This window comes from Lipingzhangella halophila (assembly GCF_014203805.1).
Classification (GTDB): Bacteria; Actinomycetota; Actinomycetes; order Streptosporangiales; family Streptosporangiaceae; genus Lipingzhangella; species Lipingzhangella halophila.
This window is the reverse complement of sequence record NZ_JACHJT010000001.1, coordinates 2,508,260-2,520,077: the sequence shown is the minus strand read 5'-3', so window position 1 is coordinate 2,520,077 and position 11,818 is coordinate 2,508,260. Positions and strand designations below refer to the sequence as shown.

The following is an 11,818-nucleotide window of genomic DNA, read 5'->3' as shown; positions in this document are numbered from 1 at the left end:
GGAACCGGCGGGCGGTCACCCGCGGGTCAGGGCCGCATTGACGTCAGCGGTGCGCAGAACGCTGCGCCCTCCGCTGTCGTCGGGCGCCACCAGGTACTCGGGAGCCGGGGTGCCGCGCATGGCCTCCAGCAACTGTTCCCCTTCGAGCTCCGGGGCGAGCACCGCGCCGGAGCTGATGGCGCGGGCCACGCTGGAGGCCGGCACCCAGGGCCGCCGCTCGTCGGGGACCGCCAGGGCGGCGTCCTCATTCACGATCGAGGTGGCCGTGCCGGCCGTGTCGACAACCAGGATCGCACCGGCACCGGCGGCGTCCATTCGGCGCCGCGCCTCGGCCACCGAGGTATCGGCGGGAACCGTGACCGCCGGGCGGGCCAACTGGTTCGCGCGAAGGCGCGGAAGCCGTTCGCGCAACCGGGCGTTGCGCAGCGCCCTGCCCGCCCCTATCCACATGAAGGAGGCGAGCAGCACGGCCCACAGAACAGCGAACTCGTTCGGCGGGCGCTCCTGCGACCACGCCCACAGGAACGGCAGCGCGACCACCGCGACCGCGAGCCCTCGCCCGCTCCAGGCCGCCACGACGGTGCCCGCGGTGGGCCGGCGGGTCAGCCACCACACGGCCGCCCGCACGAGCCGCCCCCCGTCGAGCGGGAGGCCCGGAAGCAGATTGAACACCCCGACCAGCAGGTTCGCGACCCACAGTTGCTGGATGAGCACACCGGTGATCGTGTAGGGGTCGACAAACGCGTAGCTCACGAACCCGATGCCGGCCAGGGCGAGCGACAGCAGCGGCCCGGCGAACACGATGCCGAACTCGCGGCCGGGCGTGGGCGCCTCGCGCTCGATCTCGGAGTACCCGCCCAGCATGTACAGCGTGATGCGGCGGACCGGCAACTGGTACATGCGCGCCATCACCGAGTGCGCGAGCTCGTGGACCAGCACCGACACGTAGAGCAGCACCGCGAAGGCAAACGCCACGAGATAGGACGGGAGTCCGAGCGCCAGTGTGCGCTCGACCACGGGCTCGTACAGGACCGTGATGATGGCGGCGATCACGAGCCAGGACGGCGACACGTATACGGGAATGCCGAAGGGCCGGCCGATGAGCAGGCCGGGCCCGCGGCCCCCGGAGGGAGCTTCGTCGGCGCCCCGGCGGGACGGCGGGGACGCGCTGCCGTGATCCGTCACCATGCCAGGCTACGTCCTCGCGGACCGGGACACGGATGCCCTGTGGACAGGACCGCGGCGCGGCGCTGAAGTCGTAGGGTTGACCCTGATGGACTCCTCGAACGCAGCTCCCCGGGTCCCCGCGCTCTCCCCCTCACGCGCCGCCGACTTCCTGCAGTGCCCCCTGCTCTTCCGGTTCCGTGTCATCGACCGGCTTCCCGAGCGGCCGAGCGCGGCGGCGCTGCGCGGAACGCTCGTGCACGGCGTCCTGGAGCGGCTGTTCGAGCTGCCCGCCGAGTCGCGCACCCCCGAGACAGCGCTGTCACTGCTGAAGCCGCAGTGGGAGAAGCTGCGCGGCAAACAGCCGGAGAGCGAGGAGCTGTTCGGCGACCAGGACGAGCTCGCTGCCTGGCTGGAGGGCACCCGCGCGCTGCTCAACCGCTATTTCCAGATGGAGCAGCCGCAACGCCTGGAACCCCGGGAGCGCGAGATGCGCCTCGACGTCACGCTCGACTCCGGCCTGCGGCTGCGCGGCTACGTCGACCGCCTCGACATCGCGTCCACCGGCCAGATCAGGCTGGTCGACTACAAGACGGGAAAGTCCCCGAACCCTCGCTTCGAGGACAAGGCCAAGTTCCAGATCTTCTTCTATGCCGTCATGCTCTGGCGCGAGCTCGGCGAGGTGCCCACCCGGCTGCAGCTCATGTACCTGGGCGACGGTGGGGTGCGCTGGTACGACCCCACCGAAGCCGAGCTGCGCAACGCCGAGGCCGAGATCACCGCCATCTGGAACGACATTGAGGCCACGGCGCGCTCCGGGCACTGGCGCCCCAAACCCAGCAAGCTGTGCGGCTGGTGCGACCACCAGGCGATCTGCCCGGAGTTCGGCGGAACTCCCCCGCCACTGCCGGACTGAGCCGCCCGGGCAGCCTCCGGGCGGGCGGCTCCAGCAGCAGCGCCAACACACCCTTCCGGCCACCGCTATAACCGCCATGAACTGGGAAGACCTCTCGGTGACGGATCTCACTGGGGGGCGGTTTCCCGGGGGTCAACCAGGTGCGGAATATCGGCGTCTCATGTGTGGTCATCCCGGGTGGGATGCACGGATTCGCGCACCTATCGCCCTCGGTTTCCACCTCTGCTTTCCGCTCTTGATGCTCTGCGAGGAGCGCCGCCAATGTCCCAGACCCCGCAGCGGCCCGCCGTGCGCGATGACATGAAACTGTTGACCCGCCTCCGGGACTGGCGCTCGGGGTTCGGCACGGCTGTACACACCGACACACTCGACGACGACATTGTCGAGATGCCCGACCCGCGCGCCATCGACCTGGTGCTGCGCGTCGGTGAGCTGTTGCTGGCCAGCGGCGAGGGCACCGAAGCGGTGAGCGAGGCGATGCTGAGCCTTTCCGTCGCCTTCGAGTTGCCGCGCTCGGAGGTCTCGGTCACGTTCACCGCCATCACGCTCTCCACGCACCCGGGCGGGGACCACCCGCCCATCACCGGTGAGCGTGTCGTGCGGCGGCGTACCCTCGACTACTTCCGCGTCACCGAACTGCATTCGCTGGTCCAGGACGCCGCGCTGGGGCTGATCGAGCTCGAAGGCGCGATCTCCCGGCTTCGCCAGATCAAGCGCGCCCACCCGCCGTACCCCAACTGGCTGGTCGTGACCGGCTTCGGGCTGATCGCGTCGAGCGCCAGTCTCATCGTCGGCGGGCAGTTCATCGTCGCCGCGATGGCGTTCATCGCCACGGTGCTGGGCGACCGTGTCTCGGCGTTGCTGGCCAAGCGCGGGGTCGCGGAGTTCTACCAGATGACGGCGGCGGCCGGGACCGCCTCCGTCATCGGTGTCGGGCTGCTGTGGGCCAGTAACGAGCTGGGGCTCGGGCTGTACGCCGGAGCGATCATCACCGGTAACATCATGGCCCTGCTTCCCGGGCGCGCCCTCGTGGCGAGCCTGCAGGACGGCATCAGCGGAAGCTACGTCTCCTCCTCGGCGCGGTTGCTCGAGGTGTTCTTCACGCTCGGTGCCATCATGTCGGGGGTTGGCGCCGTGGCCTACACCGCGATCCAGCTCGGTGTGGACATGGCCCTGGACAACCTCCCCACAGTGGGTGCCTCGGTCGACGCCGCGGTGCTCATCGGCGCGGCCGGGATCGCCATGACGTTCGCCGTGTCCCTCGCGGTGCCGCCCCGGATCCTGCCGATGATCGGCGGCATGGGCGTGCTCATCTGGCTGATCTACTCCGGGACGCGTTACGCCCTCGATGTGCCGGCGATCGTGGGGACGGTCACCGGCGCCGTGGTGATCGGGATGGCCGGGCACTGGCTGTCGCGGCGCACCCAGCGGCCCGTGCTGCCGTTCGTCATTCCCGCCATCGCGCCGCTGCTCCCGGGCAGCATCCTCTACCGCGGGCTGCTCGAGATCACCCTCGGCGACGTCGTCTCGGGACTGCTGAGCCTGTCCGAGGCGGTTGCGGTCGGGCTCGCGCTCGGCGCCGGCGTCAACCTCGGTGGCGAGCTCGTACGGGCCTTCCAGCGGGGCGGTCTCGCCGGGGCCGGGCGGCGGCACCGTCCCGCCGCCCGGCGTACCCGCGGCGGGTTCTGACCGGACCTGCCGTGTCCGGCCCCGGTCGGCCGCGCGGCGGGGCCGTGCCGATTCCGGTAGCGCGCGGGTAGGCTATCGGGCACCATGAGCGCCACGTTCCACGATGACCTGGCCGGTGCGGAACCGCTGGATCCCGGCGATGCCCGCGCGCTGCAGCGCCGCATGGCCGGGCTGGTGCGGGCGGACCCCGTTGAGCCCGACCGGATCTCGACCGTGGCCGGACTCGACGTCAGCTACGCCGCGGGCGACACCCGCCTGGTGGCGGCGGCCGTCGTGCTGTCCCTGCCGGAACTGCGGGTTGTCGACTCGGCGACCGCGGTCGCCGAGCCCCGCTTCCCTTACGTGCCGGGCCTGTTCGCCTTTCGCGAGGTGCCTCCGCTGCTGGACGCGATCGGCACGCTCAGCGTCACCCCGGATGTCTTCGTCTGCGACGGTTTCGGCGTGGCCCACCCGCGGCGTTTCGGACTTGCCAGCCATCTGGGGGTGCTGCTGGAGCGGCGCACGCTCGGAGTCGGCAAGTCTCCGTTCGTGGGGTACGCGGAGCCCCCCGCTGCCGAGCGAGGCTCCTGGAGCCCGCTGGTCGACGACGGCGCGGTGGTGGGGCGGTCGCTGCGCACCCGTTCGGGGGTGCGTCCGGTCTATGTCTCGGTCAGGCACCGCGTCGACCTCGGCGGCGCGAGCGAGCTCGTGCTGCGGCTGGCGCCGGAGTACCGGCTGCCGGAGCCGATCCGACACGCCGACCGGCTGTCCCGCGACGTCCTGGCGGACCGCGCTCCACAGCGGCCTTAGATGCCCCGCAAGCGGTCGCGGTTCGGCGTGTGGCCGAATCAGGCCAATGACCGCCAGGTCCGAGCCGTGGCCGCACCTGAGGCGTCCTAACTGGCAAGAATGGCCAAGAAACGTGGCGCACGCCACTAGAGTGCCGGTGTCACCACGGTGTCACTGACCGCGACCGAACGGAAAGGGCGCTCCAATGTGCCAGCACACACCCTCATGTCCACCATTCGACCATCCTGATCGCGAGGCCGCGCGGGTGATCGCCAGCCACCCGGAGCAGGGGTGGAGCCTCCTGTGCAACGGGGTCGTTGTCTTCGAGGACACCGGCGACCTGCTGCCCGACGGCGGCGTGATCGCGCCGCACCGCCCGAGCTACGCCGAGATGGCGGCCTGAGCGCCGCGGCACACCCGCGCTCAGGAGTCCGGCCACCCTTCCGGCAGCACGTCGGTGTCGCTGCCGGCCGCCTCACGCAGCCGCGCGCGGAAGTCGTCGTGCAGTGAGCGCCCCCACACGTACTCGCTCGGCGTGCGGACCGCGTCCGCCATGGCCTGGTGCAGGGCCGCGACCCGCGACTCGTTTCCGGCGAGCGGCGCGGCGAGGTGCGTGTACATCTGGCTCAGCGCCACGAAGAGCTCCCCGGTGAGCATCGCGGAGCTGTCCTGGGCCACCGCCGCCTCGACGTAGGGATCCCACCACGTGGCCGTCCCTTCGTCGCCGCGCTCCTCGTTCTCGTCCTCGGTTGGTTCCAGGAACCCGCGCCGGAGCCGGGAACGGACCTCCCCTGCGGTCTGGGAGCCGGTGCCGGTCAGGCCGTGCTCCCACACCTGTTCCGCCTGGTCGGGGTCGCCGCGCATCGCGAGCAGTTTGGCCAGCATTTCGACCGCGGCGCCCGCGGTGCCCGGGTCCACCGAGCTGCCGCCCTCGGGGTCGGGGCGCGCCGCGTCGACCACCGCGCCGAACTCGTCGATCGCGCGCTCCACGTGCACCGCGCCCAGCAGCAGCCGCAACCCGGAATGCTCGGCGACCTCCAGCCCCCGCACGATGACCTCCGTCGCGGTTTCGTTCTCACCGCGGGCCAGCAGCCGCCCGGCGAAGTCGTGCGCCGCCTCGGGGAGCACGTCCGGAGTGCCGGACTCCAGCACCCGCTCCCAGTACGGGAGCGCCGACTCCGGCTCGCCGCGCTCCTCGGCGATCCGGGCCAGCCCGTAGTGCGCCGCGGCCGCGTAGCGGTCGTTCTCGAAGTTCAGCACGGCGCGCCAGGCCTCGGCGGCCTCGTCGCCCGCGCCCTCCTCCTCGTACATGAGCGCCAGGTGGTAGGCGGCACGCGGCGCGAACTCGGGGTGCCCCGTCTCGATCGCCATCCGGTCGGCCCGGCGTGCGGCCCGGGGGTCGCCCAGGTCGTGCCGGACGACCGCCAGCCCAAGGGCGGCCCGCCCCCGGTGCTGCTCGGAGCCGCCCTCCAGGACGCGTTCGTAGAGCTGGGCCGCGCGCTTCAGGTGGCCGCTCTCGGCGAGGTCGCGTGCCTGCGCACAGAGGCTCGCGAACTCCGGTTCGTCCCCGTCGGCATCGAATATGGAGGTCCCGGAGGTCGCGGTCATCGCTGCAGCTTTCACAGAAGGGGGCGAGGACGGTCAGCCGCCGCGCGGCACCCGGCGGTGCGGCGGTGTCCTTCGGAGCGTAGCGCGTGGTGGTGGGTGCGCGAACGCGCCCGTGTGGGGTGTTCGCCGAAGAAGAGCCACCTTTACAACGTAGATTTATTCTTGCGCAAAAGAAGGGCCGCCCGGCGCCGGGCGGCCCTCCAGGTGTGGCCTCCTACTCTTCGAACGCCTCGGGCGGCGGGCAGGCGCAGACCAGGTTGCGGTCACCGTAGGCCTGGTCGATTCGGCCCACCGGCGACCAGTACTTCGTCCGCCGCAGGCTCGCGACCGGGTAGCCCGCCTCGCTGCGCGAGTAGGCGTGCTTCCAGTCGTCGGCCGTCAGCGCCTCGGCGGTGTGCGGGGCGTTCTTCAGCGGGTTGTCGTCGGGATCGTAGCTGCCGTCGGCGACCCGGTCGATCTCGGCGCGGATCGCGATCATCGCGTCGATGAACCGGTCCAGCTCGGCCAGGTCCTCGCTCTCGGTCGGCTCGACCATGAGCGTCCCGGCCACCGGGAAGGACATCGTGGGCGCGTGGAACCCGTAGTCGATCAGCCGCTTGGCGACATCCTCGTTGGTGATCCCGGTCCGCTTGGCCAGCCCGCGGATGTCCAGGATGCACTCGTGGGCGACCAGGTCGTTGGCGCCGGTGTAGAGCACCGGGTAGTGCGCCTCGAGCCGCTTGGCAACGTAGTTGGCGGTGAGCACCGCAGCCTCGGTGGCCGCGCGGAGCCCCTCCTCCCCCATCATCCGGATGTAGGCCCACGAGATCGGCAGGATCCCGGCAGAGCCGAAGGGCGCGGCCGAGACCGGCCCGACTCCGGTGTGCGGGCCGGCGTCGGGTTGGCCGGGGTGGTTGGGCAGGAAACCCGCCAGGTGCGCGCGCACCGCCACGGGGCCGACTCCCGGTCCCCCGCCGCCGTGCGGGATGCAGAACGTCTTGTGCAGGTTGAGGTGGCTGACGTCGGCGCCGAACTCGCCCGGCTTCGCCCAGCCGAGCAGCGCGTTCAGGTTGGCGCCGTCGACGTAGACCTGCCCGCCGGCCTCGTGCACCATGCGGCAGACCTCGGTGATCGTGTCCTCGTACACACCATGTGTCGAGGGGTAGGTCACCATGATCGCCGCGAGGTCGGCCTGGTGCTTCTCGGTCTTGGCACGCAGGTCGTCCAGATCGATGTTGCCGCCGTCGTCGCAGGCCACCACGCTGACCCGCATGCCCGCCATGATCGCGCTGGCCGCGTTGGTGCCGTGCGCGGAGCTGGGGATCAGGCACACGTCACGCTGGTCCTCCCCGCGCCCCCGGTGGTAGCCGCGAATCGCCATGAGCCCGGCCAACTCGCCCTGCGAGCCCGCGTTGGGCTGCAGCGAGACGGCGTCGTACCCGGTGATCTCGGCCAGCCACCGTTCGAGGTCGCGGACCACCCCCACCGTGCCGACCGCCTGGTCCATCGGGGCGAACGGGTGCAGTGAGGCGTATTCGGGCCAGGTGATGGCCTCCATCTCGGCAGTGGCGTTGAGCTTCATCGTGCACGAGCCCAGCGGGATCATCGAACGGTCGAGTGCCAGGTCCTTGTCGGCGAGCTCGCGCAGGTAGCGCAGCAGCGAGGTCTCGCTGCGGTGCGTGTTGAAGACCGGGTGCGCCAGGTAGTCCACCTCGCGGCGGAGCGTCTCGGGCAGGGCGCAGCCGTCCTTGCCCGTGCCGCGGCCCTCCTTGCCGCCGAACGCCGCCAGCACCTGGTTCAGGTGCTCGTCCGTGATCGCCTCGTCGCAGGTGATGCCGACGACATCGTGGTCGGCGCGCAGCAGGTTGATACCGCGCGACCGTGCGGCCTCGATCGGGCCGTCGGCGCCGTCGCGGACGCGCACGCGCACCGTGTCGAAGAACTCGTCGTGCAGCACCTCGAAACCGCGGGCCCGCAGCCCTTCGGCGAGCCGGACCGCGTGTCCGTGCACCCGCTCGGCGATCGCGCGCAACCCGTAGGGCCCGTGGTAGACGGCGTACATCCCGGCCATGACGGCCAGCAGCACCTGCGCGGTGCAGATGTTGCTCGTGGCCTTCTCGCGGCGGATGTGCTGCTCGCGGGTCTGCAGCGCGAGGCGGTAGGCGCGCTTGCCCGCGTTGTCCACCGAGACCCCGACCAGGCGGCCGGGAAGCTGGCGCTGCAGGCCCTCGCGGACCGCCATGTAGCCGGCGTGCGGCCCGCCGAAGCCCATAGGCACGCCGAAGCGCTGGGTCGAGCCGACAGCGATGTCGGCGCCCAACTCACCGGGGCTGCGCAGCATGGTCAGCGCCAGGATGTCGGCGGCGACCACCGCCATAGCCCCGCGCTCGTGCGCCGCCTCGATGACCGCGCTGGGGTCGCGCACGGCGCCGCTGGACGCCGGGTACTGCACGAGCACCCCGAACGCGTCCCCGTCGGGCAGTCCCTTCGAGAGGTCGGCCACCACGATCTCGATGCCCAGCGGCTCGGCGCGCGTCCGCAGCACCGAGAGGGTCTGCGGGTAGATGTCGGAGTCGACGACAAAGGCCGAGCTCTTGTTCCGGGTGGCCCTGCGGGCCAGGGTCATGGCCTCGCCGGCGGCCGTCGCCTCGTCCAGCAGCGAGGCACCGGACACCGCGAGGCCGGTGAGGTCGCTGACCATCGTCTGGAAGTTCAGCAACGCTTCGAGCCGGCCCTGGGAGATCTCCGGCTGGTAGGGCGTGTACGCCGTGTACCAGGCCGGGTTCTCCAGGACATTGCGCAGGATCACCGGCGGGGTGACGGTGTCGTGGTAGCCACGCCCGATCATGCTCGTGAGCACCTGGTTGGTGCGGCTGAGCTCGCGCAGCTCGGCCAGCGCCTCGGTCTCACCCGCGGGCTCGGGCAGGTTCAGCGCCGCCGGCTTGCCCGGCGCGCTGAGAATGCTCTCGGGAACCGCCGCGGTCATCAGGTCCGTGGTCGACCCGTACCCCACGACGTTGAGCATCTCGGTGAGCTCCGAGGGGCGCGGGCCGATGTGCCGGTCGGCGAAACCGCTGGCGGGCGTGGTGTCGGGGTCCAGGTGCTGCGTGGACTGCTCCGGCATGGAGACCTCCTGGTCGCATTAGCCGATCTCTCGGCTGCTCCTATGTGGTCTCCCCCTCTGTCGCGCGCGACCGTTTGGCCGGCCCGCGCAGGCACGATCGCCTACCGCTCCAGAGTGGCCTCCTCCACGTGGTCCTTTGTGCCTGAGAGGTTACTGGGGAGTATTGCCCCGTCGGCGCCCCGGATGAGGGTCTCTCCCACGTGGTGTCAACGGCCAGGTCCTTCATTCGCATTATCCGGCGAGCGCCTCACCGACCGACCTCCGGGTGCCAGAGGCCGGTCGGCACGACACTCAACCTCCGACCGTACTGGATGCTCACCTCCCGCAGGGGAACGGGCCCGGACGACGACTCAGCCGGTCTTCCGCTCGCGCCGACGGCGTGCCAGCTCGTCGGCGGGGTGGGACTCCGCCGCCAACGGCCCGGAGAGGCGTTCGCCCTGAACCTCGCCGAGTGAGCCCTCCAGTTCCCGCCATACCCGCCCCAGCGCTATGCCGAACACGCCCTGGCCACCCTGCATGAGGTCCACGACCTCGCCGGGCGAGGTGCACTCGTAGACGCTCACACCATCGCTCATCAGCGTGATCTGGGCGAGGTCCACCGTGTCGCGGTAGCGCAGGTGCCCCACCGCGGTGCGGATCTGCTGCAACGAGATCCCGGTGTCGAGCAGTCGCTTGACCACCTTAAGGAGCAGGACGTCGCGGAAGCTGTACAGCGAGGGATCGCCCGAACCCTCCTCGGGACGCACGCTCGGTTCGACCAGGCGGGTCCTGGCCCAGTAATCGAGTTGACGGTAGGTGATTCCGGCGGCCGCACACGCAGTGGGGCCCCGATACCCGACGTCCATAGGCAGCGCCACCACGCCCTCTTCACACAGCAGGCCCTGCTCTCCAGCTCGTCGTATCGCTGATCGCCTGGCGCCGGGGGCATCTTGCTGCTTGCCGCTTGTAACCGCCACGCCGAACCTCCGGCTCCTTAAGCCCACGGCGGTTTGACAGGGGGGAGTACGAAGGGTGCGCCGCGGGTCTATTCGACATTGAAGGTAAGCCGGGGGGATGGACAGCGTCAACGACACCCATCGGCGCGTCGCGGAACCTCTTTCGCGGTGACGCGCCCGCGTCACCGAACATCCGCAACCGGACGCGCCCGGCCGCAAGGCCGGGCGAACGTACACGGCCCGTAACCACCGCGTCCCAAGGATCCGGCCCCCACGCGCGGGAACGGTCGCGTCGCGTTACGCGGTGGATCGCGGGCTTCTAGGTGGTGCGCCCGAAGTCCTCGGGCGTGATCTGGTCGAGGAACTCGCGGAACTTCTCGACCTCGTCCTCCTGCTCGTCGGGAATCGGGACCCCGGCCTCGTCGATGACATCCTCGTCGGCGTAGATGGGCGCGCCCGTGCGCAACGCGAGCGCGATGGAGTCGGACGGCCGCGCGCTGACCTCAACGCCGTTGGAGAACACCAGTTCGGCATAGAAGATGCCGTCGCTCAGCGCGGTGATGTTCACCGTGTTCAGGCTCGTGTTGAGCGCCTCGAGAACGTCGCGGAAAAGGTCATGGGTGAGCGGGCGCGCGGGCACGACCCCTTGCTGCGCCAGTGCGATGGCAGTGGCCTCGACCGCTCCGATCCATATCGGGAGATACCGCTCTCCATCGGACTCTTTGAGCAGGACGATCGGTTGATTCGAGGGCATCTCGACCCGGACGCCGACAACCTCCATTTGCTTCACTGCGGCTCCGTCCCACGACTCGTCGTGCCGGATGGGCACTCGCCGAGCTGTGCTCTGCTCCGTCTTCTCTTCACGGTACACCGCCGAGGCGCGAGGCATCGGAGTGGACCCGAGCCGGGCAGTTAGGCGGCGCTCTTCGTTACCAGGCTGTCCGGCACGAAAGAGACGCAAACCTGCCGACCTCCGCGCCCGGCCCCGCCCGTGCGCGGACCACTCATCTCCGCGGCTGGGTCAGCAGCACCAACCGGAACTTCCCGATCTGCACCTCGTCGCCTCCGCCCAGCTCAGCCTCGTCGATTCGTTCCCGGTTGACATACGTGCCGTTCAAACTGCCCACATCACGCACGCCGAAACCGTCACCCCGGCGGAAGAACTCCACGTGCCTGCGGGACACAGTAACGTCGTCGAGGAAGATATCGCTGTTGGGGTGGCGTCCGGCCGTGGTGACGTCGCTGTCCAGCAGGAAGCGGCTCCCCGCGTTGGGGCCCCGCCGCACGACCAGGAGCGCTGTTCCCGCCGGAAGCGCGTCGACGCCGGCGGCGTCGGCGGCGACGTCCTCACCGGGTTCGGCCTCGCTCTCGAGCGCCTGGATCCCCGAGATCGAAATCGTTGACGTGGTCTCGCCGACGGAGTCGCGGCGCTCACCGGTGTGCGGAGCCTCCTGGCCGGCCCCGCGGAGTGGGGTCCCACAGTTGGAGCAGAAACGGGCATCATCCGCAACGGCGTGACCGCACTGCGTGCAGTTAACGCTCGACATAGGTCGGCTCGGCCTCCTACCGCACGGGGCGGTGCTTGAATCGGCTGGATGGTCGTAGCGCCGGAACAGGTGGTCGTCCTGTTCGCCC

The 11,818-nt window shown here is 70.5% G+C and carries 10 protein-coding genes and 1 riboswitch; of the genes, 4 read left to right on the top strand and 6 right to left on the bottom strand.

Annotated features, from left to right (window positions below):
- Positions 1 to 15 precede the first annotated feature (15 nt).
- Positions 16 to 1,188: a site-2 protease family protein gene (locus F4561_RS11415; RefSeq protein WP_184577789.1), complete on the bottom strand. Its 1,173-nt coding sequence runs from the start codon at positions 1,186 to 1,188 to the stop codon at positions 16 to 18.
- Positions 1,189 to 1,273: 85 nt separating this feature from the next.
- Between F4561_RS11415 and F4561_RS11410 the strand changes: the two genes are divergently transcribed.
- The 4 genes from F4561_RS11410 to F4561_RS11395 all read left to right on the top strand — a co-directional run bounded on the left by F4561_RS11410 (position 1,274) and on the right by F4561_RS11395 (position 4,940).
- Complete coding sequence (locus F4561_RS11410; RefSeq protein ID WP_184577786.1) at positions 1,274 to 2,080, top strand: RecB family exonuclease; 807 nt, start codon at positions 1,274 to 1,276, stop codon at positions 2,078 to 2,080.
- 261 nt (positions 2,081 to 2,341) lie between these two features.
- A complete protein-coding gene (locus tag F4561_RS11405) occupies positions 2,342 to 3,769 on the top strand; it encodes a threonine/serine exporter family protein (protein WP_184577783.1) in 1,428 nt (475 codons plus the stop codon).
- Between the two features lie 84 nt (positions 3,770 to 3,853).
- Positions 3,854 to 4,558 (top strand): endonuclease V, encoded by a 705-nt coding sequence (locus tag F4561_RS11400; protein ID WP_184577780.1) that lies wholly within the window; start codon positions 3,854 to 3,856, stop codon positions 4,556 to 4,558.
- Positions 4,559 to 4,742: 184 nt separating this feature from the next.
- Positions 4,743 to 4,940, top strand: a complete 198-nt coding sequence (locus tag F4561_RS11395) for a DUF5999 family protein (protein ID WP_184577778.1) — start codon at positions 4,743 to 4,745, stop codon at positions 4,938 to 4,940.
- 20 nt (positions 4,941 to 4,960) lie between these two features.
- Here the strand turns inward: F4561_RS11395 and F4561_RS11390 are convergent, their stop codons facing one another.
- The 5 genes from F4561_RS11390 to F4561_RS11370 form a co-directional block, all read right to left on the bottom strand.
- Positions 4,961 to 6,145: a tetratricopeptide repeat protein gene (locus F4561_RS11390; protein ID WP_184577774.1), complete on the bottom strand. Its 1,185-nt coding sequence runs from the start codon at positions 6,143 to 6,145 to the stop codon at positions 4,961 to 4,963.
- 214 nt (positions 6,146 to 6,359) lie between these two features.
- A complete protein-coding gene (gene gcvP, locus F4561_RS11385; RefSeq protein WP_184577771.1) occupies positions 6,360 to 9,248 on the bottom strand; it encodes an aminomethyl-transferring glycine dehydrogenase in 2,889 nt (962 codons plus the stop codon).
- A 119-nt stretch (positions 9,249 to 9,367) separates the two neighbouring features.
- Positions 9,368 to 9,457, bottom strand: a riboswitch (glycine riboswitch).
- Between the two features lie 141 nt (positions 9,458 to 9,598).
- The gene (locus tag F4561_RS11380) at positions 9,599 to 10,204 is read right to left on the bottom strand and encodes a MerR family transcriptional regulator (protein WP_184577768.1); all 606 of its coding nucleotides are present in this window, start codon (positions 10,202 to 10,204) and stop codon (positions 9,599 to 9,601) included.
- Between the two features lie 298 nt (positions 10,205 to 10,502).
- Complete coding sequence (locus F4561_RS11375) at positions 10,503 to 10,973, bottom strand: bifunctional nuclease family protein (protein WP_184577765.1); 471 nt, start codon at positions 10,971 to 10,973, stop codon at positions 10,503 to 10,505.
- A gap of 214 nt (positions 10,974 to 11,187) precedes the next feature.
- The gene (locus tag F4561_RS11370; RefSeq protein WP_184577763.1) at positions 11,188 to 11,730 is read right to left on the bottom strand and encodes a double zinc ribbon and FHA domain-containing protein; all 543 of its coding nucleotides are present in this window, start codon (positions 11,728 to 11,730) and stop codon (positions 11,188 to 11,190) included.
- Positions 11,731 to 11,818: the final 88 nt, after the last annotated feature.

What these genes read in the sequence shown, in the direction of transcription:
- F4561_RS11405 (WP_184577783.1), top strand. Translation starts at nt 2,342, where the DNA reads ATGTCCCAGACCCCGCAGCGGCCCGCCGTGCGCGATGACATGAAACTG.
- F4561_RS11410 (WP_184577786.1), top strand. Translation starts at nt 1,274, where the DNA reads ATGGACTCCTCGAACGCAGCTCCCCGGGTCCCCGCGCTCTCCCCCTCA.
- gcvP (WP_184577771.1), bottom strand. Translation starts at nt 9,248, where the DNA reads ATGCCGGAGCAGTCCACGCAGCACCTGGACCCCGACACCACGCCCGCC.
- F4561_RS11390 (WP_184577774.1), bottom strand. Translation starts at nt 6,145, where the DNA reads ATGACCGCGACCTCCGGGACCTCCATATTCGATGCCGACGGGGACGAA.
- F4561_RS11370 (WP_184577763.1), bottom strand. Translation starts at nt 11,730, where the DNA reads ATGTCGAGCGTTAACTGCACGCAGTGCGGTCACGCCGTTGCGGATGAT.
- F4561_RS11400 (WP_184577780.1), top strand. Translation starts at nt 3,854, where the DNA reads ATGAGCGCCACGTTCCACGATGACCTGGCCGGTGCGGAACCGCTGGAT.
- F4561_RS11415 (WP_184577789.1), bottom strand. Translation starts at nt 1,188, where the DNA reads ATGGTGACGGATCACGGCAGCGCGTCCCCGCCGTCCCGCCGGGGCGCC.
- F4561_RS11395 (WP_184577778.1), top strand. Translation starts at nt 4,743, where the DNA reads ATGTGCCAGCACACACCCTCATGTCCACCATTCGACCATCCTGATCGC.